The organism is Pseudomonas sp. SC3(2021), from assembly GCF_019856535.1.
In the GTDB taxonomy this organism is placed as follows: Bacteria; Pseudomonadota; Gammaproteobacteria; order Pseudomonadales; family Pseudomonadaceae; genus Aquipseudomonas; species Aquipseudomonas monsensis.
In genome coordinates, this window is sequence record NZ_CP082236.1 from 1,561,160 (window position 1) to 1,580,185 (window position 19,026).

The 19,026-nt window shown below is 59.7% G+C and carries 23 protein-coding genes; 16 read left to right on the forward strand and 7 right to left on the reverse strand.

Annotation, left to right across the window (positions count from 1 at the left end; all coding sequences use genetic code 11):
- On the reverse strand, positions 1-1,182 hold the full coding sequence (locus K5Y35_RS06760; RefSeq protein ID WP_222833948.1) for an acyl-CoA dehydrogenase: 1,182 nt from the start codon (positions 1,180-1,182) through the stop codon (positions 1-3).
- 157 nt (positions 1,183-1,339) lie between these two features.
- On the opposite strand from K5Y35_RS06760, the gene K5Y35_RS06765 reads away from it, so the two are divergent.
- The 11 genes from K5Y35_RS06765 (at position 1,340) to K5Y35_RS06815 (ending at position 11,462) form a co-directional block, all read left to right on the forward strand.
- On the forward strand, positions 1,340-2,239 hold the full coding sequence (locus K5Y35_RS06765; protein ID WP_123470293.1) for a LysR family transcriptional regulator: 900 nt from the start codon (positions 1,340-1,342) through the stop codon (positions 2,237-2,239).
- Positions 2,240-2,673: 434 nt separating this feature from the next.
- Positions 2,674-3,795, forward strand: coding sequence for a Re/Si-specific NAD(P)(+) transhydrogenase subunit alpha (locus K5Y35_RS06770; protein WP_123470291.1), 1,122 nt, complete (start codon positions 2,674-2,676; stop codon positions 3,793-3,795).
- A 15-nt stretch (positions 3,796-3,810) separates the two neighbouring features.
- A complete protein-coding gene (locus K5Y35_RS06775) occupies positions 3,811-4,131 on the forward strand; it encodes an NAD(P) transhydrogenase subunit alpha (RefSeq protein ID WP_003187417.1) in 321 nt (106 codons plus the stop codon).
- On the forward strand, positions 4,131-5,564 hold the full coding sequence (locus K5Y35_RS06780; RefSeq protein ID WP_007911651.1) for an NAD(P)(+) transhydrogenase (Re/Si-specific) subunit beta: 1,434 nt from the start codon (positions 4,131-4,133) through the stop codon (positions 5,562-5,564). Before K5Y35_RS06775 ends, K5Y35_RS06780 begins: the two co-directional genes overlap by 1 nt.
- Positions 5,565-5,778: 214 nt before the next feature.
- The gene (locus tag K5Y35_RS06785; protein ID WP_222833949.1) at positions 5,779-7,272 is read left to right on the forward strand and encodes an acetyl-CoA hydrolase/transferase family protein; all 1,494 of its coding nucleotides are present in this window, start codon (positions 5,779-5,781) and stop codon (positions 7,270-7,272) included.
- A gap of 320 nt (positions 7,273-7,592) precedes the next feature.
- Entirely contained in the window at positions 7,593-7,808 is a 216-nt protein-coding gene (locus tag K5Y35_RS06790; RefSeq protein ID WP_041074721.1) for a DUF1127 domain-containing protein, read from the forward strand.
- A 255-nt stretch (positions 7,809-8,063) separates the two neighbouring features.
- Positions 8,064-8,273 carry a DUF1127 domain-containing protein gene (locus tag K5Y35_RS06795; RefSeq protein WP_222833950.1) on the forward strand — a complete coding sequence of 70 codons (210 nt, stop codon included), beginning with the start codon at positions 8,064-8,066 and terminating at the stop codon, positions 8,271-8,273.
- Between the two features lie 134 nt (positions 8,274-8,407).
- Complete coding sequence (locus K5Y35_RS06800) at positions 8,408-8,725, forward strand: DUF2388 domain-containing protein (protein ID WP_123470284.1); 318 nt, start codon at positions 8,408-8,410, stop codon at positions 8,723-8,725.
- A gap of 106 nt (positions 8,726-8,831) precedes the next feature.
- On the forward strand, positions 8,832-9,140 hold the full coding sequence (locus K5Y35_RS06805; protein ID WP_123470282.1) for a DUF2388 domain-containing protein: 309 nt from the start codon (positions 8,832-8,834) through the stop codon (positions 9,138-9,140).
- A gap of 43 nt (positions 9,141-9,183) precedes the next feature.
- Positions 9,184-9,504: a DUF2388 domain-containing protein gene (locus K5Y35_RS06810; RefSeq protein WP_123470280.1), complete on the forward strand. Its 321-nt coding sequence runs from the start codon at positions 9,184-9,186 to the stop codon at positions 9,502-9,504.
- The gene (locus K5Y35_RS06815; protein ID WP_222833951.1) at positions 9,501-11,462 is read left to right on the forward strand and encodes a DUF4105 domain-containing protein; all 1,962 of its coding nucleotides are present in this window, start codon (positions 9,501-9,503) and stop codon (positions 11,460-11,462) included. The genes K5Y35_RS06810 and K5Y35_RS06815 overlap by 4 nt, the downstream gene beginning before the upstream one ends.
- 65 nt (positions 11,463-11,527) lie before the next feature.
- Here the strand turns inward: K5Y35_RS06815 and K5Y35_RS06820 are convergent, their stop codons facing one another.
- The 3 genes from K5Y35_RS06820 to trpB form a co-directional block, all read right to left on the reverse strand.
- A complete protein-coding gene (locus K5Y35_RS06820) occupies positions 11,528-11,968 on the reverse strand; it encodes an anti-virulence regulator CigR family protein (RefSeq protein WP_123470276.1) in 441 nt (146 codons plus the stop codon).
- A 122-nt stretch (positions 11,969-12,090) separates the two neighbouring features.
- Positions 12,091-12,903, reverse strand: a complete 813-nt coding sequence (trpA, locus tag K5Y35_RS06825) for a tryptophan synthase subunit alpha (protein WP_123470274.1) — start codon at positions 12,901-12,903, stop codon at positions 12,091-12,093.
- The gene (gene trpB, locus K5Y35_RS06830) at positions 12,903-14,135 is read right to left on the reverse strand and encodes a tryptophan synthase subunit beta (protein ID WP_123470272.1); all 1,233 of its coding nucleotides are present in this window, start codon (positions 14,133-14,135) and stop codon (positions 12,903-12,905) included. The genes trpA and trpB overlap by 1 nt, the downstream gene beginning before the upstream one ends.
- A 114-nt stretch (positions 14,136-14,249) precedes the next feature.
- Between trpB and K5Y35_RS06835 the strand changes: the two genes are divergently transcribed.
- Positions 14,250-15,167 carry a LysR family transcriptional regulator gene (locus tag K5Y35_RS06835; RefSeq protein ID WP_222833952.1) on the forward strand — a complete coding sequence of 306 codons (918 nt, stop codon included), beginning with the start codon at positions 14,250-14,252 and terminating at the stop codon, positions 15,165-15,167.
- Here K5Y35_RS06835 and K5Y35_RS06840 read toward each other — a convergent pair.
- Positions 15,140-15,466: a YqjD family protein gene (locus K5Y35_RS06840; RefSeq protein ID WP_007911686.1), complete on the reverse strand. Its 327-nt coding sequence runs from the start codon at positions 15,464-15,466 to the stop codon at positions 15,140-15,142. The genes K5Y35_RS06835 and K5Y35_RS06840 overlap by 28 nt on opposite strands.
- Before the next feature lie 156 nt (positions 15,467-15,622).
- On the opposite strand from K5Y35_RS06840, the gene K5Y35_RS06845 reads away from it, so the two are divergent.
- Together K5Y35_RS06845 and K5Y35_RS06850 are read left to right on the forward strand one after the other, a co-directional pair.
- Positions 15,623-15,838: a dodecin gene (locus tag K5Y35_RS06845; RefSeq protein ID WP_027610201.1), complete on the forward strand. Its 216-nt coding sequence runs from the start codon at positions 15,623-15,625 to the stop codon at positions 15,836-15,838.
- 127 nt (positions 15,839-15,965) lie between these two features.
- Positions 15,966-16,187, forward strand: coding sequence for a DUF1161 domain-containing protein (locus tag K5Y35_RS06850; protein ID WP_222833953.1), 222 nt, complete (start codon positions 15,966-15,968; stop codon positions 16,185-16,187).
- 246 nt (positions 16,188-16,433) lie between these two features.
- Here K5Y35_RS06850 and K5Y35_RS06855 read toward each other — a convergent pair whose 3' ends face one another.
- Complete coding sequence (locus tag K5Y35_RS06855) at positions 16,434-17,435, reverse strand: LLM class flavin-dependent oxidoreductase (protein ID WP_222833954.1); 1,002 nt, start codon at positions 17,433-17,435, stop codon at positions 16,434-16,436.
- 242 nt (positions 17,436-17,677) lie between these two features.
- Between K5Y35_RS06855 and K5Y35_RS06860 the strand changes: the two genes are divergently transcribed.
- On the forward strand, positions 17,678-18,109 hold the full coding sequence (locus tag K5Y35_RS06860; protein ID WP_064389763.1) for an OsmC family protein: 432 nt from the start codon (positions 17,678-17,680) through the stop codon (positions 18,107-18,109).
- A gap of 242 nt (positions 18,110-18,351) precedes the next feature.
- Positions 18,352-18,591, forward strand: a complete 240-nt coding sequence (locus K5Y35_RS06865) for a DUF1161 domain-containing protein (RefSeq protein ID WP_123470266.1) — start codon at positions 18,352-18,354, stop codon at positions 18,589-18,591.
- Positions 18,592-18,597: 6 nt separating this feature from the next.
- Here K5Y35_RS06865 and K5Y35_RS06870 read toward each other — a convergent pair whose 3' ends face one another.
- Complete coding sequence (locus K5Y35_RS06870) at positions 18,598-19,017, reverse strand: hypothetical protein (RefSeq protein ID WP_222833955.1); 420 nt, start codon at positions 19,015-19,017, stop codon at positions 18,598-18,600.
- Between the last annotated feature and the right edge of the window lie 9 nt (positions 19,018-19,026).

Here is a 19,026-nt window from a genome sequence, read left to right on the forward strand (position 1 = left end):
TTAATAGAACGCCTGCAGACCGGTTTGCGCGCGCCCCAGGATCAGCGCGTGGACGTCATGAGTACCTTCATAGGTATTCACCACCTCCAGGTTGACCAGGTGACGAGCCACGCCGAACTCATCGGAGATACCGTTGCCACCCAACATGTCGCGAGCCATCCGGGCGATGTCCAGGGACTTGCCGCACGAGTTGCGCTTCATGATCGAAGTGATTTCCACCGCAGCCGTGCCTTCGTCCTTCATGCGTCCCAGCCGCAGGCAGCCTTGCAGGGCCAAGGTGATTTCGGTCTGCATGTCGGCCAGTTTCTTCTGAATCAATTGAGTAGCTGCCAGCGGCCGGCCGAACTGGTGGCGATCAAGGGTGTACTGGCGAGCGGTGTGCCAGCAGAACTCGGCAGCGCCCAATGCACCCCAGGAGATGCCGTAACGCGCCGAGTTGAGGCAGGTGAACGGACCTTTCAGACCACGCACGTCAGGGAAGATGTTCTCGTCCGGCACGAACACGTTGTCCATGACGATTTCACCGGTGATCGACGCACGCAGGCCGACCTTGCCATGAATCGCCGGAGCGCTCAGGCCTTTCCAGCCCTTCTCCAGCACGAAGCCACGGATGTCGCCGGCATCGTCCTTGGCCCAGACCACGAACACATCGGCGATCGGGCTGTTGGTGATCCACATCTTCGCGCCGGTCAGGCTGTAGCCGCCGTCGACCTTGCGCGCACGGGTGATCATCGCGCCCGGATCGGAACCGTGGTTCGGTTCGGTCAGGCCGAAGCAGCCGATCCACTCGCCGGACGCCAGTTTTGGCAGGTATTTCTGTTTCTGGGCTTCAGTGCCAAATTCGTTGATTGGCACCATCACCAGCGAGGACTGCACACTCATCATCGAGCGGTAGCCGGAATCGACACGCTCCACTTCGCGAGCGATCAGACCGTAGCTGACATAGTTGAGACCGCTGCCGCCGTATTGCTCCGGGATGGTTGCGCCGAGCAGACCGACTTCGCCCATCTCGCGGAAGATCGCAGGATCGGTTTTCTCATGACGGAACGCTTCAAGGACACGTGGCGCCAGGCTCTGTTGAGCAAACTGCGCGGCGGTGTCGCGGATCATGCGCTCTTCTTCGGTGAGCTGTTGATCCAGCAGCAGGGGATCGATCCAGTTGAAGCTAGCTTTACCGCCCATGAGTGTGTCCTCGCAAATCGGTGAATTAACGTGGCATTGATCCTAGGCCCGGTTCGTCATCCCGGCAAACGAGGATTTCGCATCCTGTTGTGCTAATTTCTCACTCCGAGACGGCGCCGAATGCCTTTTACGCGCTGCATTAGTGAGGTTAACGTACATGCGCAGGAAGATCCCCAGCACTACCGCTCTGATCAGCTTTGAGGCCGCCGCTCGTCACGAGAGCTTCACCAAGGCAGCCGAAGAACTTTCCCTCACCCAAGGTGCTATTTGCCGACAGATCGCCAGCCTTGAGGACTTCCTTAGCGTGGAACTGTTCCGACGTTCGCGGCGTGGCGTAAAGCTGACAGAAGCAGGACTGTCCTATAGCCGCCGTGTTGCCACGCAACTGGATGCCGTCGAGCGCGATACGCTGTCGGTGATGGGCCAGCAAGGCACCAACGTAATCGAGCTGGCGGTGGTGCCGACGTTCGGCACGCAATGGTTGCTACCCCGGCTGAAAGACTTCCAGCTCAAGCATCCGGAGGTGACCGTCAACCTGACCAACCGTACCCGACCGTTCCTGTTCGCCGACACTGACTTTGACGCGGCGATCTACTTTGGCGACGCCGATTGGTCCGGTACCGAATCCCACAGACTGATGGGCGAAAATCCGATGCCGGTATGCAGTCCCGCCCTGCTGGGCAAAAACACGCATCTGACAGCTGACGAGATTGCCGATCTTCCACTCCTGCAACAAACCACCCGACCCTACGCCTGGCGCCAGTGGTTCAACTCGCAACACTTGAATATTCCTCGCGACATGACAGGTCCGCGCTACGAGCTATTCTCCATGCTGGCTCAGGCCGCCATGCACGATATGGGGATCGCGCTGATTCCACCGTTCCTGATTCAGCGTGAATTAGCCGAGAAACGCCTGGTGATTGCCAACCCCAATGCGCTCTCAAGTATCAAGGCCTATTACCTGATGATTCCTGAGCGAAAGGTCGAATCGGCGTCACTCAAGGCATTTCGCGATTGGCTGGTCAACCAGGCAAATAGCTACAGCCTAGAAGGATAAAGGCCTACAGCGATTGCTAACCCGGTAGTCAGGAAAATCAAAGCCCTACAGATATAAGTATTTGTCGCAAAATCGCAGACTGTATCCGAAAGTCGTACAGACGTCCCACAAGCGCCTGAAGACGTGGCTTTGAGCCTCCATCCGCGACTCATTACGGCCTATTCACGCCGCCGATGAGAAATTTTTTCAAATTCAGCCAGAATCCTTACAAGGCACGGCCTGCAAGGGATTGAACTAGCTATCTGCGACATTCGGTCACGGCATGACTTGTAGTTAATTTTCCGTCACCCGTCATAATCCCTTGAAGGGCATAAAGTTCGCCTGCAAAATGCCGCGCCCCGCCCTGATTTGGCGGGATCGTGCTGATCGGCCGCCCCAGTCGCACCATCCGCAGTGCCTGGGTTTACTCAATAAGATCACGCAGGAGATTTGACGTGCACATTGGTGTTCCTCTCGAAACCCAGACCGGTGAAACACGGGTTGCTGCAACCCCGGAAACCATTAAAAAGCTGATCAGCCAAGGTCATAAGGTCACTGTGCAAACCGGCGCCGGCGTTAAAGCCAGTGTTGTCGACAGTGCCTATGAAGCGGCGGGCGCGATCATTGGCAGTGCCAACGATGCGTTCGGTGCCGAGCTGATTCTCAAAGTGGTCGCCCCCAGCGACGCCGAACTGGCGCTGATCAAGCGCGGCGCGGTGCTGGTCGGAATGCTCAATCCGTTCAATAACGAAACCATCGCCAAAATGGCCGAATGCGGGATCACCGCGTTCGCCCTCGAAGCGGCGCCGCGCACCTCCCGCGCACAGAGCCTCGACGTGCTGTCGTCGCAGGCGAACATTGCCGGCTACAAGGCCGTGTTGCTGGCCGCGCACTACTATCCGCGCTTCATGCCGATGCTGATGACGGCTGCGGGCACCGTGAAAGCGGCGCGCGTGCTGATTCTCGGCGCAGGCGTGGCTGGATTGCAGGCGATTGCCACGGCGAAACGCCTGGGTGCGGTGATCGAAGCGTCTGACGTGCGTCCGGCGGTGAAGGAGCAGATCGAGTCCCTCGGCGCCAAGTTCGTCGACGTGCCTTACGAGACCGATGAAGAGCGCGAATGCGCGGTCGGTGTCGGCGGTTACGCGCGGCCAATGCCGGCGAGCTGGATGCAGCGTCAGGCCCAGGCCGTGCACGAGCGCGCCAAGCAGGCTGACATCGTCATCACTACCGCGCTGATTCCTGGCCGCAAGGCACCGACGCTGCTAAGCGCGGACACCGTGGCGCAGATGAAACCGGGCTCGGTGGTCATCGACCTCGCCGCTGCTCAGGGCGGCAACTGCCCGCTGACTGTGGCTGATCAAGTCGTGATCGAGAATGGCGTGACCATTTGCGGCCCGACCAATCTGGCTGGTGAAGTCGCTGCAGACGCCTCGGCACTGTACGCGCGCAACCTGCTGGACTTCCTCAAGCTGGTGTTCACCAAAGAAGGCCAGTTCGACGTCAACCTCGAAGACGACATCGTCGCCGCGTGCCTGATGTGCCGCGACGGCCAAGTCATCCGCAAAAACGCCTAAGCAGGGATTCAGACGATGGAAGAGCTTATCTCCCCCGGTATCTACAACCTGATCATCTTCGTGCTGGCGATTTATGTCGGTTACCACGTGGTCTGGAACGTTACACCTGCGCTGCACACGCCATTGATGGCAGTGACCAACGCCATCTCGGCGATCGTGATCGTCGGCGCCATGCTCGCTGCTGCGCTGACCGTCACGCCGCTGGGCAAAACCATGGGCACCCTCGCCGTGGCACTGGCGGCGGTCAACGTCTTCGGTGGCTTCCTGGTCACCCGCCGCATGCTTGAGATGTTCAAGAAGAAAGCCCCGAAAGTAAAAGAAGAGGCGCCGAAGTAATGAGCATGAATCTCGTCACGACGCTCTACCTGATCGCGTCGATCTGCTTTATCCAGGCCCTCAAAGGCCTGTCGCACCCGACCACCTCGCGACGCGGCAACCTGTTCGGCATGCTCGGCATGGCGTTGGCAATCCTGACCACCGTCGGCCTCATCTATAAGCTCGGGGCTGAGCTCGCCACGGCCGGTATCGGTTACGTCATCGTTGGCCTGCTGGTCGGCGGCACGGCCGGTTCGATCATGGCCAAGCGCGTTGAAATGACCAAGATGCCGGAACTGGTCGCGTTCATGCACAGCATGATCGGTCTGGCAGCAGTGTTCATCGCGATTGCTGCGGTGGTCGAGCCGCAATCGCTGGGTATCGTTAAACAGCTGGGCGACTCGATTCCGGCAGGTAACCGTCTGGAGCTGTTCCTCGGCGCGGCGATCGGTGCGATCACCTTCTCCGGTTCGGTAATCGCGTTCGGCAAGCTGTCGGGCAAGTACAAGTTCCGTCTGTTCCAGGGCGCACCGGTACAGTTCGCCGGTCAGCACAAGCTGAACGCCGTACTGGGTCTGGCGACACTGGCACTCGGCCTGACTTTCATGTTCACCGGCAATCTCACCGCGTTCGCGCTGATGCTGGCGCTGGCGTTCGTGATGGGCGTGCTGATCATCATCCCGATCGGTGGTGCCGACATGCCGGTGGTGGTGTCGATGCTCAACAGCTATTCGGGCTGGGCAGCGGCAGGTATCGGCTTCTCGCTGAACAACTCGATGCTGATCATTGCCGGTTCCTTGGTGGGTTCGAGCGGTGCGATTCTCTCGTACATCATGTGCAAGGCGATGAACCGTTCCTTCTTTAATGTGCTGCTCGGCGGTTTCGGCAACACGGCTGATGCTGGCCCGGCCGGTGCGAAAGAAGCACGTCCGGTGAAGTCCGGTTCGGCCGACGACGCGACCTTCCTGCTGACCAACGCCGACACCGTGATCATCGTCCCGGGTTATGGCCTGGCGGTGGCCCGTGCGCAGCATGCATTGAAAGAGCTGACCGAGAAGCTGACCCACCGTGGCGTGACCGTCAAATATGCGATCCACCCGGTGGCCGGTCGTATGCCGGGACACATGAACGTCCTGCTCGCCGAGGCCGAAGTGCCTTACGACCAGGTGTTCGAGATGGAAGACATCAACTCCGAGTTCGGCCAGGCCGACGTGGTGTTGGTACTCGGCGCCAACGACGTGGTCAACCCGGCCGCCAAGAACGATCCGAAATCGCCGATTGCCGGCATGCCGATTCTCGAAGCGTTCAAGGCCAAGACCATCATCGTCAACAAGCGCTCGATGGCCAGCGGCTATGCCGGTCTGGACAACGAACTGTTCTACCTCGACAAAACCATGATGGTGTTCGGCGACGCGAAAAAAGTCATCGAAGACATGGTCAAAGCGGTCGAGTAATCCATCGCTGCTGTACAGGACGCCCCGACTTGTCGGGGCGTTTTTGTTTGCGCAAAGCGTTGGACAATTTGCCGCGTTGTTGCAGATCCGGTAACGGTGTTTTACTTGAAACCCGCTAAATAGACGCCTCGTTTGCGACCTTGGTAGCGGGACAGGCGCCCGCGAAATTCACTAGACTGCGCATCCTGCTACTCGCTTCCCGAGAAAATAATCCATGTACCGTGACCGTATTCGCCTGCCTTCGTTGTTGGATAAAGTGATGAGCGCCGCCGACGCCGCCGCTCTGATTGAAGACGGCATGACCGTCGGCATGAGCGGTTTCACCCGCGCCGGCGAAGCCAAGGCCGTCCCTCACGCACTGGCCGAGCGAGCCAAGGTCACGCCGCTGAAGATCAGCCTGATGACCGGCGCCAGCCTGGGCAACGACCTCGACAAGCAACTGACCGAGGCCGGCGTTTTGTCGCGCCGCATGCCGTTCCAGGTCGACAGCACCCTGCGCAAGGCAATCAACGCCGGCGAAGTCATGTTCATCGACCAACACTTGTCGGAAACCGTCGAACAATTGCGCAACCAGCAATTGAAGCTGCCGGACATCGCAGTGATCGAAGCCGTGGCCCTCACCGAACAGGGCCACATCGTGCCGACCACCTCGGTGGGCAACTCGGCAAGCTTCGCGATCTTCGCCAAGCAGGTGATCGTCGAGATCAACCTGGCGCACAACGCCAACCTCGAAGGCCTGCATGACATCTATATCCCGACCTACCGCCCGACGCGCACACCGATCCCGCTGGTAAAAGTCGACGACCGCATCGGCAGTACCGCGATCCCGATTCCGCCGGAGAAGATTGTCGCTATCGTGATCACCCAGCAAGCGGATTCGCCGTCCACGGTATCGACCCCGGACGCCGACACCAATGCCATCGCCGAGCACCTGATCACATTCTTCAAGCAAGAAGTCGATGCCGGACGCATGACCAACAAGCTCGGTCCGTTACAGGCCGGAATCGGCAACATTGCCAACGCGGTGATGTGCGGCCTGATCGATTCGCCGTTCGAAGACCTGACCATGTACTCCGAAGTGCTGCAGGATTCGACCTTCGACCTGATCGATGCCGGCAAGCTGAGCTTTGCTTCAGGCAGCTCGATCACCCTGTCGGAGCGGCGCAACAGCGACGTGTTCGGCAATCTGGAGAAGTACAAGGACAAACTGGTCCTGCGTCCGCAGGAGATCTCCAATCATCCGGAAGTGGTGCGCCGCCTGGGCATCATCGGCATCAACACGGCGCTTGAGTTCGACATCTACGGTAACGTCAACTCCACCCATGTCTGCGGTACGCGGATGATGAACGGCATTGGTGGTTCCGGCGACTTCGCGCGCAACGCGCACCTGGCGGTGTTCGTAACCAAGTCGATCGCCAAGGGCGGCGCGATTTCCAGCGTGGTGCCGATGGTCAGCCATGTCGACCACACCGAGCATGACGTCGACATCCTCGTGACCGAAGTCGGACTGGCCGACCTGCGTGGCCTGGCGCCGCGTGAAAGGGCACGGGTGATCATCGACAACTGCGTACACCCGGATTATCGCCAGGCGCTGAATGACTACTTCACCGCCGCCTGCGCCATCGGTGGCCATACCCCGCATATCCTGCGCGAAGCGTTGAGCTGGCACATGAACCTGGAAGAAACCGGGCGCATGCTGGCAGTGTAATTCGCACAGTCAACCGCTGATGCAAACACAGTTTGCGTCAGCGGTTTTTTCTACCCGCCTCATCTGGCAAAAACTGTACTGCTGTACCGGTGTTTTCCTACAGCTTTTACCTACGCCAACCTTCGAATTGAGCAAAAATGCACTATTTAAGTGCGGACAGGTACAGTTTGCTCAATTTTGACCCGTACACCCCCTATAAACAGTTAACTGGTCACTCACAATACAGTTGAACTGTATCTAGAGAGACTTGGCAAACGAGAGGATCATGGGCACCAGTTAAACCACTACCTGATCCCGCCACAAGCGGAAGGATGTCAACCATGGAACGTACACTCAGTTCCGAACTGTTCTTCGAAGACAAAGCTGCAAAATCCCAGGCTTCCCTGCCTCTGCGCGTTATCGCCAACCTGATGTTGTGGCAGCGCCGCATCTCCAGCCGCCACCAACTGGCTCGTCTGGATTCGCGTCTGCTGGCTGACGCCGGTATCAGCGAAGCACAACGCTACGAAGAGCTGAGCAAGCCGTTCTGGCGCTAAGTAGCGTCGCTGGCTCTGGTCGCAACACCCACCGCCAGCACCCGAATTGAACAAACAAAACCCGTTGCGGGAAACCGCAACGGGTTTTGTCGTTTCAGGGCTTGAAAAACATCCGTACAGCGGCGCAGTGGATTAACAGGTACAGTTTTCTAAAAGCCAATTTTGAACCAGTACAATTTCGCATCAGTGTATCTGCTACTCGCGCTGTATTCGACGGAGTATGTCCTTAACCCTCCCCGGCTTAAGGAATGCGCCATGAAAGACTTACAGGATGTTTCAGCAATTCCGGTCCAAGCACTTGTTCGCCCACACCCGCTGTGGCGCCTGCTACGTGGCGTGTGGCAAGCACTGGAGCGCGCCAGGACAAGGCGTCTGCTGGCTCAGATTGAGCAACGTGATCTCGCGGACCTGGGCCTCAGTCACGCCGATCGGCTCAACGAACTGGAGAAACCTTTTTGGCGCTAGCATTCTGCCCACTGTTTTAACCCCACGCGCAGGCCTAATATCCATGGCAGAACGTGGCGAATCTTCTGGTACCCACGTCTGACTCATCAGACACAAGCCACTTCTCAATACGGTTTACCTTCAGGAGATACACCATGTCCCGTCTTCGACTGCTCAGCGCTGCCGCCTTGCTGGCCGTGGCTGCCAACGCCAGCGCAACCAGCTTCATCGTGACCACCGACGCCGTGGTTGGCGCGCTGAAATCCTCTTCGGACGCCACCTCCGACGTCAGCTCTTCGCTGCGCGACAACAAAGTCGTGATCGCTGCCCGTGACGATGCGGCCAGCTTCGTTGCCAGCCAAGGCCAGATCCGCGGCGTGAAACTGGAAAGTGCCCTGGACCTCATCCGTCATCAGGCACCGCAACTGAACGCCACCGACGATCAACTGGCGCGAGCCATTCTGGCGATCTGATCCGCATGGCCAGCAGGGACACGCCAGCCGTGTCCCGATGTTTCGCCGCTGGCTCTGGCCCGGGCATTGCGCTAGCCTTGAGACTCGCTAACCGTTATCGAGTCCCATGCGTTTTCTGACCAACCTGCTTATACCTTCTGCCTTGATCAGCGCCTGCTGGGCGACGTCGGTCGATGCCTTCGATGTTTCCACCCAGAACACCGTAGTGACGGTATGGGCTACCGGAATGGTGTCTTCTGCGCCATTCGACCGTAAACTGTTGCTCGCCGCTCACGATGACGCGGCGGCGTTTGTTGCCAGTGACGGTGAATTGCGAGGCGCGCAGCTCGAATCCGCCCTGCATTACCTGCGCAAATCCCGACCAAAACTTCATGTCAGCGACCTTGAACTGGCACAGGCAATTCTCGTCCAATAGTTATCCCAGTCCCTAGTTATCATTACCCCTTCGGAGTCGTTCCATGCGTAGCCCGCTGATTGCTGCCGCCCTTGGCCTGTTTTTGTTGGCCGACGTGGCCCAGGCGCACACCCTGGTAGCCACCAGTAACATCATCGTTCGTGCCTCCCAGCGCACCATTGATTTCACGTCCGATACCACCACGTCGATTCGCGATTCGAAAATCATCCGCGAAGCCCACGATGACGCGGCCAGTTTCGTTGCCACCAACGGCGAGATCCGTGGCGCGCACCTCGAAGCTGCGCTCAACACTCTGCGCACTCGTGTGCCGGAAGCACGCGACGCCAGTGATCAGGTACTCGCCGAAGCCATCCTCGCACTGTGAAGTCACTCGGCGCCTGGCTACTGGCCGGGACGATGTTGCTGCTTGGCAACAGCGCCCACGCGGGCCTGCAACTGCGGCTCAAGACCGACGGTCTGAGCCCTGCCCAGCAACAGGCCAGTCAGGCGCTGATCGATGAAGCCCTGCAGAAGCTGCCGCCCAGCTTCATCGAGCGGCTGGACCGGCGCATTGATGTCGGCTGGACCGACGACATGCCCGGCAATGCCTATGGCCAGGCCACGCTGGTGGCGGAACTCGATCTGAACCGCAAACTGCTCGCCGGCCTCACCGACGGCAGTGCGGCCAAAGAGAAAACCAATCGCCCCCACGGCACTGTGCGTCAGGAACTGCTCGCCACGGTGCTGCACGAAATCACCCACATCTATGACCGCGCCCGCCTGTGGCCCAGCGCCGAACGTACGCTGATCCAGCGCTGCACCCGGCGTTTCAACAGCGCCGGGCTGATCGGCATTCCCGATGAGTGTCGTGGCCAGAACGGCCGCCGCTTCACCCTCAGCGATGATCCGCGCCTGCTCGACCTCGCCGGATGGCAGCAGTACGTCGGTCGCCGTGGGGAACGTGAACAACACAATCGGCAGATTGCCCGCAGCCCGGACCTGTACGAGATCTCCAGCCCGAAGGAATTCGTCGCGGTCAACATGGAGTATTTCCTCCTCGACCCGAGTTACGCCTGTCGGCGTCCGGCGCTGTACCGCTATTACCAGCAACACTTCGGCTGGGCGCCGCCGACCAAGGACACCTGCAGCAAGACCTTCGCCTTCCTGAACGCCGGTAACGACTTCGCCAAGCAACCCTTGGGACAGGTCGATCCGGAGCGGGTCTACGCCGTCGACTATCTGTTGGCCGAAGCCAATCAGAACTGGGTCAGTCGCTGGGGCCACAGTATGTTGCGCCTGGTGATCTGCGCACCGGGTCGGCCGCGCGGACCGGACTGCCGACTCGATCTGGACCAGCATCTGGTGCTGTCCTATCGCGCCTTCGTCGGCGACGTGCAACTGTCGAGTTGGGACGGACTGGTCGGCAAGTATCCGTCACGCCTGTTCGTGTTGCCGCTGGCCCAGGTCATTGACGAATACACCAAGACCGAACTGCGCAGCCTTGCCTCCGTGCCGCTGAACCTGTCGCGCGCTGAAATCGAAGGGGTGGTCGAGCACGCCGCCGAGATGCACTGGAGCTACGACGGCAACTACTTCTTCCTCTCCAACAACTGCGCGGTGGAAGGCCTGAAACTGTTGCGCAGCGGCAGCGACAACGCGCAACTCGTCGGTCTGGACAGCATCATGCCCAACGGTTTGCTGGAAGTGCTCAAGGGCCGTGGCCTGGCCGATACCAGCGTGCTGGATGATCCGAAAGAGGCGCTGCGCCTGGGCTATCGCTTCGACTCGTTCCGCGACCGCTACCAGGCGATGTTCGATGTGTTGAAGAAGCAGTTGCCGATCAAACAGAACACCGTTGAAGAGTGGCTGTCGTTATCGGCCGAAGAGCGCCGGCAATGGTTCGAGCGCGCTGACCTGCGCACCAGTGCTGCCCTGCTGCTGTTGGAGCAGGCCAGTTACCGCCGTCAGTTGTTGCTGGCGCAGGATGAGGTCAAGCAGCGTTACCTGGGTGCTCGCGAGCTGGAAAACGGCGGCATGGACAAGGCCAATGCGACCTTGCAGGAGATTCTCGCCAACAGTGGCTTCCTCAGCCGCCCGGCGGAATTGCTCGACAGCCGCGGTTACGGCTTGCCACAGCCGACCGAGTTCAGCCGCCTGGAAGCGGAAAGCAGTCAGCGGCAGAAAAAACTGCTGGCGCTGTCCGGAGATCTGGACGCGGAAGTGCGCAAGTTGCTGGAACCCAAGCGCGCGGCCGAAATTGCAGCCAGTGAAACCAATGTGAAACAGATCGGTGAACATCTGCGCAAATTGCACAAGGCTTCCGGCGGACTGGAACTGCCCTGATACACGAAAAGGAACAATGCCTGTGGCGAGGGGCTTGTTCCCTCGCCACACGTGTTCTCCTTACATCAATACAAAACCCCATCCAGAATTTCGTAAATGATCCCGGTGCCCACAGCAATCAGCACGATGTCGCCCCCGGCCCGGCGCCATTCATAGCCTGGGTACACCGGCAAGCGGCTCAGCGCCCGACCGTCCAGCCGTTCGCCGTAATAGCCGCGCGGCAACGGCCGGCCGCGTTCCAGATGGATGCCCGGCGGTGGCGGTGCACCGCGCACGAAGTAACCGTGGTTGTCGCGGATGGTCTGCCGTACCGGTCCGAAATCGCGCGGCGGGCCGCCACGGTGGTCGTTCTGCGGACCACGGTGATCGTCACCGTGGTTCTCGTAATGGCCCGGTTGCGGGCCGCCGTGGTCATGATCATCACGTGGATCGGCGCTGGCCAGCAGCGGTGTCGCGCTGATCATCAGAGCGCCCAGTCCGGCAATCAGACGTTTCGGCATTTTCATCGGGTTTTTCCTCACTGCACCAACAGCAAAAAGGGATTCAGAACGTGGTTCTGAATCCCTCGGTCTTGCTCATTTAGGCTGTGTAGCGAGGCGCTAATTCCTCTGTATCAGGAACTTTACCTTCAGCTGACGCGGGCCTTACGCACCCCTTCGGACAATGCCGAGCACAGGCTCAGCACACCGTCGATGGCTTGATCCGGCGTGGTTGCATTGGCGATGTGGTCGATCAATGCCGAGCCCACCACCACACCGTCCGCCAAGCGTGCGATGGACGCCGCTTGCTCCGGCGTGCGGATGCCGAAGCCGATGCTGATCGGCAGGTCGGTGTGCCGACGCAGACGCGTCACCGCCTCTTCGACGTGTTCCAGCGTCGCCGCACCGGCACCGGTCACACCGGCCACCGACACGTAGTAAACGAAACCGGAACTGCCGTTGAGCACCTTCGGCAGACGCGCATCGTCAGTGGTCGGTGTAGTCAGGCGGATGAAGTCCAGACCGGCAGCCTGCGCCGGGTCGCACAGTTCGGCGTTGTGCTCTGGCGGCATGTCGACCACGATCAGACCGTCGACGCCCGCCTCTTTGGCATCCGCGATGAAGCGCTCAACACCGTACATGTGGATCGGGTTGAAGTAGCCCATCAATACCAGCGGAGTGTCACTGTTGCCTTCGCGGAACTCGCGGACCATTTGCAGGGTTTTCGCCAGATTCTGCTTGGCGCCCAGCGCACGAATGTTCGCCAGTTGAATCGCCGGGCCGTCGGCCATCGGGTCGGTGAACGGCATGCCCAGTTCGATCACGTCGGCGCCAGCGCCCGGCAGGCCTTTGAGGATCGCCAGCGACGTGGCGTAGTCCGGGTCACCGGCGGTGACGAAGGTCACCAGCGCAGCGCGGTTCTGTTCTTTGAGGTCGGCAAAGCGGGTTTGCAGGCGGCTCATCAGTGTTTCTCCTGCTTCGACTGTTCCATATGGTGCATGACGGTCTGCATGTCTTTGTCGCCACGGCCGGACAGGTTGACCACCATCAGGTGATCCTTCGGCAGTTTCGGTGCGCGTTTGAACACTTCAGCCAACGCATGAGCGCTTTCCAGTGCAGGAATGATCCCTTCCAGACGGCAACATTTGTGAAACGCTTCAAGGGCTTCGTCGTCGGTCACCGAGGTGTACTGGACGCGGCCGATGTCATGCAACCAGGCGTGCTCGGGGCCGATGCCCGGATAGTCCAGACCGGCGGAAATCGAGTGGGCGTCGATGATCTGGCCATCGTCGTCCTGCAGCAGGAAGGTGCGGTTGCCGTGCAACACACCCGGCACGCCGCCGTTGAGGCTGGCCGCGTGCTTGCCGGTTTCGATGCCGTAACCGGCCGCTTCAACGCCGATGATCTCGACGCTCTTGTCATCGAGGAACGGGTGGAACAGGCCCATGGCGTTGGAGCCACCGCCGATGCACGCCACCAGGCTGTCCGGCAGGCGACCTTCCTGAGCTTGCAACTGGTCGCGGGTTTCCTTGCCGATCACGGCCTGGAAGTCGCGCACCATCGCCGGGTACGGGTGTGGGCCGGCCACGGTGCCGATCAGGTAGAAAGTGCTGTCGACGTTGGTCACCCAGTCACGCAGCGCTTCGTTCATCGCGTCTTTCAGGGTGCCGGTGCCGGCCACCACCGGGATCACTTCGGCGCCCAGCAGCTTCATGCGGAACACGTTGGCCTGCTGACGTTCGATGTCAGTGGTGCCCATGTAGATCACGCAGTCCAGACCGAAGCGCGCAGCCACGGTGGCCGTCGCCACGCCGTGCATGCCGGCGCCGGTTTCGGCGATGATGCGTTTCTTGCCCATGCGCCGCGCCAGCAGGATCTGGCCGATGCAGTTGTTGATCTTGTGCGCGCCGGTGTGGTTCAGCTCTTCGCGCTTGAGGTAGATCTTGGCGCCGCCGCAGAATTCGGTCAGGCGTTCGGCGAAATACAGTGGGCTCGGACGCCCGACGTAGTCACGCTGGAAGTAGGCCAATTCTTCTTTGAACGCCGGATCTTCCTTGGCCGTTTCGTATTCGCGGGCCAGATCGAGGATCAACGGCATCAGGGTTTCGGCCACGTAGCGGCCACCGAACGCACCGAACAGGCCGTTATCGTCGGGGCCGCTGCGCAGATTGGAAGTGTTCGAAGTCTGGGTCATGAGTTGCTCCAGGTGAATTCGGGTCAGAAGACAATGACGACCACTCTACCCCTGACCTTGCAGACTGAAAACCGATAAGATTGCCGCAACCTGTCAGGAAATCTCACAGATATCATGAGCCACGACCTCCCCCCGCTGAACGCCTTGCGTGCCTTTGAAGCCACCGCTCGGCTCAACAGCGTCAGTCAGGCAGCCGAACAGCTGCACGTCACTCACGGCGCGGTCAGCCGCCAGCTCAAAGTGCTCGAAGAGCATCTTGGCGTGAGCCTGTTCGTCAAGGATGGTCGCGGCCTGAAACTCACAGATGCCGGGGTTCGGCTACGGGATGCCAGCGGCGAAGCATTCGATCGGTTGCGCAGTGTGTGTGCCGAGCTGACGCAAAGCACCGCTGACGCGCCGTTCGTGCTCGGCTGCTCGGGCAGCCTGTTGGCGCGCTGGTTCATTCCACGTCTGGGCCGGCTGAATACCGACCTGCCGGACTTGCGTCTGCACCTGTCGGCCGGCGAAGGCGATCTTGATCCACGGCGTCCCGGACTCGACGCCTTGCTGCTGTTCGCCGAACCACCCTGGCCGGCAGACATGCAGGTGTATGAGCTGGCGGCAGAACGCATCGGGCCGGTGATGAGCCCGTTGTTCAGCGGTTATCAACGCCTGCAGAGCGCGCCGGCATCAGCCTTGCTCGGCGAACCATTGCTGCACACCACCTCTCGCCCACAAGCCTGGCCGAGCTGGGCACAGCAAAACCACCTCGACGCCAAGGCGTTGAAGCTCGGGCAAGGTTTTGAGCATTTGTATTATTTGCTGGAGGCCGCGGTGGCCGGACTCGGCGTGGCGATCGCGCCAGAGCCATTGGTAGAGGAAGATTTGAAAGCCGGTCGCCTGGTTGCGCCGTGGGGCTTCTGTGAAACCCCGGCGCAACTGGCGTTGTGGCTACCCAAGCGCGCCGCAGACGGGCGCGCCCGGCAACTGGCGCAATGGCTCAAGAACGAGCTGCGCCAGACGGATCACTCGCCGCGCTTGAACAACAGGTAAGCGGCCAGCAGACCGATTGCACCGACCGCCACACCAGCGGTGGTCCAAGGGTGTTCCTGAGCGTAATCGCGAGTGGCAATCCCGGTCTCACGGGTTTTCACTTTGACTTCTTCGTAGGCATCGCTGAGCAGGTGGCGCGAATGTTTCAGCGCACTTTCAGCGTTGCTTTTGAGCGCCTTGAGGGTCTTGCGCGACTCGTCCGAAGCGTCGTCCTTCAGGCTTTCCAACGATTTGAGCAGACTCTCGATCTCGGCTTCCATGCTTTGCAACGAGGCTTTACGTAAAGAGGTGTTGGCCATGGTGGCTCTCCTGCATTGGTGATGAGTGGCGTGTGTTGATTGGGACTTCAGCGGTTTGAGAAAGTGCAGAAAATCTGAACTTCGCTTGCGCCGTGGCACCGAAATCAACAGTGCAAATCACTGCTAGTCTCAATTTCACACGCCAAGGAGATCGCCATGAGTGACCATCACACGTACAAGAAAGTCGAGCTGGTCGGCTCGTCCACCAGCAGCATCGAAGACGCCATCAACAACGCGCTGGCGGAAGCGAACAAGAGCATCAAGCACCTGGAATGGTTTGAAGTGGTCGAGACCCGTGGCCACATCAAGGACGGCAAGGCTGCGCATTTCCAGGTAACGCTGAAAGTCGGCTTCCGCATTGCCAGCAGCTGAGTTTGGGCTACGCTTCTGAACTTGCGCGCTGGCCGAGTGCCATAGGAATGGCAAAGCGCTACAAGGTGAGCGCATCGGGTGAATGTCCGATGCCCGCCTCTTTTAATCCGACCAGGGAGTGCGACCGATGAAGAAGTTCATGTTGGCAGTAGGTTTGTTGAGCCTTGCGGGTGGTGCGTTTGCTGCCGGCAAGCCTTGTGAAGAGCTGAAAAGCGAGATTGCGGCGAAGCTGGATGCCAAGGGCGTTTCCGGGTATTCGCTGGAGATTGTCGACAAGGGTGCAGCCGCTGGTGGCGACGTCGTTGGCACCTGCGAAGGTGGCACCAAGGAAATCGTCTACAAGAAGTAGGCTGATACCGCCTGAAATACAAAAGCCGACGCGAATGCGTCGGCTTTTTTGTGTCCGGGTTTTTGGTGGATTTGAAATCGAACCCGCTCACCCCAGCCCGCTCCCCCAAGGGGTAGAGGGGAAAGGGAGCAGATCGGGGGCCGTTCAGAACCTGAGTACGACTGGATATTTCAGGTCGGCGTACCTCGAACAGTCAACCCGGTCAGTCCCCTCTCCCTCCGGGAGAGGGCTAGGGTGAGGGGCTTTTCAGCCCTTCATGACTTTTGCGAGCAGTTCGTAGGAATGCAGGCGATCGGCATGTTCATACAGATCACAGGTGAAGATCAGTTCATCCGCCTGCGTCTGCTCGACCAACACCTCCAGCTTGGCGCGGATCTTCTGCGGACTGCCGACCATCGCCAGACCGAGGAAATCCCCCACTGCCTCACGCTCATGCGGTAACCACAGGCCGTCCATGGTTTTCACCGGCGGACGCTGTACCAGGCTTTGCCCACGCATCAGCGCGAGAATGCGCTGGTACACCGAAGTCGCCAGGTAATCGGCCTGCTCGTCGGTATCCGCCGCCACCAGCGGCACACCGAGCATCACGTAAGGCTTGTCGAGCACGGCGGATGGCTTGAAGTGGTTGCGGTAGACCCGAATTGCCTCGTGCATGAAACGCGGGGCGAAATGCGAGGCAAAGGCGTAGGGCAAACCGCGCTCACCGGCCAGTTGCGCACTGAACAGGCTGGAACCAAGCAGCCAGATCGGCACATTGGTGCCCGTGCCCGGCATGGCGATCACCCGTTGATCCGGGGTGCGCGGGCCGAGGAAACGCGCCAGCTCGGCGACATCTTCCGGGAAATCGTCGGCGCTGCCGGAGCGTTCACGGCGCAACGCGCGGGCGGTCATCTGATCGGACCCCGGAGCGCGGCCCAACCCCAGGTCGATGCGGCCCGGATACAGACTTTCGAGGGTGCCGAACTGCTCGGCGATCACCAGTGGCGCATGGTTGGGCAGCATCACGCCGCCGGAGCCGACGCGAATGGTCGACGTCCCGCCCGCCAGATACCCCAGCAACACCGAGGTTGCCGAACTGGCAATGCCGTCCATGTTGTGGTGTTCAGCCACCCAGAACCGCGTGTAGCCGAGCGTTTCGACATGCTGCGCCAGGTCCAGCGAGTTGCGCAGCGATTGCGCCGGGCTGCCGTTTTCGCGCACAGGCACCAGATCGAGGGTGGAAAATTTTACGTCGGACAGTTGCTTCATAAACCTGCGTCTCCGAATGAGGAGGCAGGTTTTTCCAGCGAACGAAAACCTGCCGAATCCATAAGCGTGTTCTGTGCAATGAGGGCATATACCCGAGTTTCAATAGCGGCGGCGAAATTTCCTACTAAAAAAGTCAACGATTCACCCGGGCTGAACTTTGCTGCGGCGTCTATCCTCAGAAGCCTTGCAAGCAAAAACCACGACGGCGCGGCGATTCCGCGTCAGATCTTGAGGAGGCAGACATGGCTATCGTGAAGAAAGCATCCGCACACTGGGCAGGCGACCTGAAAACCGGCATCGGTTCGATTTCCACCGAAACCGGCGTCCTCAGAGAAGCACCCTACGGTTTCAAGGCCCGCTTCGAAGGCGGCAAGGGCACCAACCCGGAAGAACTGATCGGGGCAGCGCACGCCGGCTGCTTTTCCATGGCGTTTTCGATGATTCTCGGCGATGCCGGCCTCAAAGCAGATAGCATTGATACCAACGCTGAAGTCACCCTCGATCAAGTGGATGGCGGCTTTGCCATCACGGCGGTGAAGCTGATTCTCAAGGCGAAGATTCCGGGAGCGACCCAGGCGCAGTTTGAAGAATTGAGTAACAAGGCCAAGGAAGGGTGCCCGGTGTCGAAAGTACTGAACGCGAAAATTACCCTCGAGGCATCGCTGGTCAGCTGATCTGCGCTGGTTTCGATCCAGGCATAAACAGCTCTGACGCCTTCGCGGCAAGCCCGCCCTCCACAGGGATTTGTGTCAAACACAGAACCTGTGGGAGCAGGCCTGCCCGCGAAAGCGATCTATAACTCCGCGCAGTGCCCGAGATGTGCGCGAAGTCAGAACTCGCTTCGTCAAAGTGTGGTCGAATAAGTGACAGCAGGTTCAGCGCACGCCCGTGCGCGCTGCTCCAGGGAGCTTCATTGATGAAACGTATCGGCTTGGCGATTCTCTGCAGTGCACTGGCCACAACCGCTCTTGCCGCACCGAAAGACTGTGAAGAATTGAAGAAAGAGATCGAGGTCAAGATCCAGGCGAAAGCTGTGCCCTCTTATACGCTGGAAATCGTCAGCAAAAAGGAGGCAAAAGAACACGACATTGCCATGATTGTCGGCCGATGCGACTACGGTAGAAAAGCGATCATCTATCAGAAGAACGACCGCTGAGTCGCCTCAATTAATGCAGTTGTAATCGTGGTCTTCGGCGACAATCTCGCGCTTGGCGTTATACAGCCTTGCACTCGGGGTGAATGCCAGCGAACGGCCCTCCAGCGTATAACGCTGCCCGGCTTCGAAATGATCGTAGCGGATATACAGGTAACACAAGCGCTCCACCGGGCCAGTCATCAAGGCACCGCCGCCGCCGAAGACTTCGAAATCAAAGCGCACGCGTAGCTCATGACTGCCGGGAGTCACCTGGAAAAAGCGCCCGTCATTCAGGCGCTGGTTATCCAGACGCTCGGCCATCAGCAGTTTGCCGCCGGGGGTTGGCGTCGAGAAGTCGATCCAGGCCATTTGCGGGTCGACCGGGGGCAACGGTGTCTGACAACCAGCTGCGAAACCGACTACGAGCAACAGCAACAACTTACGCATGATGAATAT

Excerpts from the sequence above, each read along its gene's own strand:
- K5Y35_RS06760 (WP_222833948.1), bottom strand. The coding sequence starts at position 1,182 with ATGGGCGGTAAAGCTAGCTTCAACTGGATCGATCCCCTGCTGCTGGAT.
- K5Y35_RS06765 (WP_123470293.1), top strand. The coding sequence starts at position 1,340 with ATGCGCAGGAAGATCCCCAGCACTACCGCTCTGATCAGCTTTGAGGCC.
- K5Y35_RS06775 (WP_003187417.1), top strand. The coding sequence starts at position 3,811 with ATGGAAGAGCTTATCTCCCCCGGTATCTACAACCTGATCATCTTCGTG.
- K5Y35_RS06780 (WP_007911651.1), top strand. The coding sequence starts at position 4,131 with ATGAGCATGAATCTCGTCACGACGCTCTACCTGATCGCGTCGATCTGC.
- K5Y35_RS06785 (WP_222833949.1), top strand. The coding sequence starts at position 5,779 with ATGTACCGTGACCGTATTCGCCTGCCTTCGTTGTTGGATAAAGTGATG.
- K5Y35_RS06790 (WP_041074721.1), top strand. The coding sequence starts at position 7,593 with ATGGAACGTACACTCAGTTCCGAACTGTTCTTCGAAGACAAAGCTGCA.
- K5Y35_RS06795 (WP_222833950.1), top strand. The coding sequence starts at position 8,064 with ATGAAAGACTTACAGGATGTTTCAGCAATTCCGGTCCAAGCACTTGTT.
- K5Y35_RS06800 (WP_123470284.1), top strand. The coding sequence starts at position 8,408 with ATGTCCCGTCTTCGACTGCTCAGCGCTGCCGCCTTGCTGGCCGTGGCT.
- K5Y35_RS06805 (WP_123470282.1), top strand. The coding sequence starts at position 8,832 with ATGCGTTTTCTGACCAACCTGCTTATACCTTCTGCCTTGATCAGCGCC.
- K5Y35_RS06810 (WP_123470280.1), top strand. The coding sequence starts at position 9,184 with ATGCGTAGCCCGCTGATTGCTGCCGCCCTTGGCCTGTTTTTGTTGGCC.
- K5Y35_RS06820 (WP_123470276.1), bottom strand. The coding sequence starts at position 11,968 with ATGAAAATGCCGAAACGTCTGATTGCCGGACTGGGCGCTCTGATGATC.
- trpA (WP_123470274.1), bottom strand. The coding sequence starts at position 12,903 with ATGAGCCGCCTGCAAACCCGCTTTGCCGACCTCAAAGAACAGAACCGC.
- trpB (WP_123470272.1), bottom strand. The coding sequence starts at position 14,135 with ATGACCCAGACTTCGAACACTTCCAATCTGCGCAGCGGCCCCGACGAT.
- K5Y35_RS06835 (WP_222833952.1), top strand. The coding sequence starts at position 14,250 with ATGAGCCACGACCTCCCCCCGCTGAACGCCTTGCGTGCCTTTGAAGCC.
- K5Y35_RS06840 (WP_007911686.1), bottom strand. The coding sequence starts at position 15,466 with ATGGCCAACACCTCTTTACGTAAAGCCTCGTTGCAAAGCATGGAAGCC.
- K5Y35_RS06845 (WP_027610201.1), top strand. The coding sequence starts at position 15,623 with ATGAGTGACCATCACACGTACAAGAAAGTCGAGCTGGTCGGCTCGTCC.
- K5Y35_RS06850 (WP_222833953.1), top strand. The coding sequence starts at position 15,966 with ATGAAGAAGTTCATGTTGGCAGTAGGTTTGTTGAGCCTTGCGGGTGGT.
- K5Y35_RS06855 (WP_222833954.1), bottom strand. The coding sequence starts at position 17,435 with ATGAAGCAACTGTCCGACGTAAAATTTTCCACCCTCGATCTGGTGCCT.
- K5Y35_RS06860 (WP_064389763.1), top strand. The coding sequence starts at position 17,678 with ATGGCTATCGTGAAGAAAGCATCCGCACACTGGGCAGGCGACCTGAAA.
- K5Y35_RS06865 (WP_123470266.1), top strand. The coding sequence starts at position 18,352 with ATGAAACGTATCGGCTTGGCGATTCTCTGCAGTGCACTGGCCACAACC.
- K5Y35_RS06870 (WP_222833955.1), bottom strand. The coding sequence starts at position 19,017 with ATGCGTAAGTTGTTGCTGTTGCTCGTAGTCGGTTTCGCAGCTGGTTGT.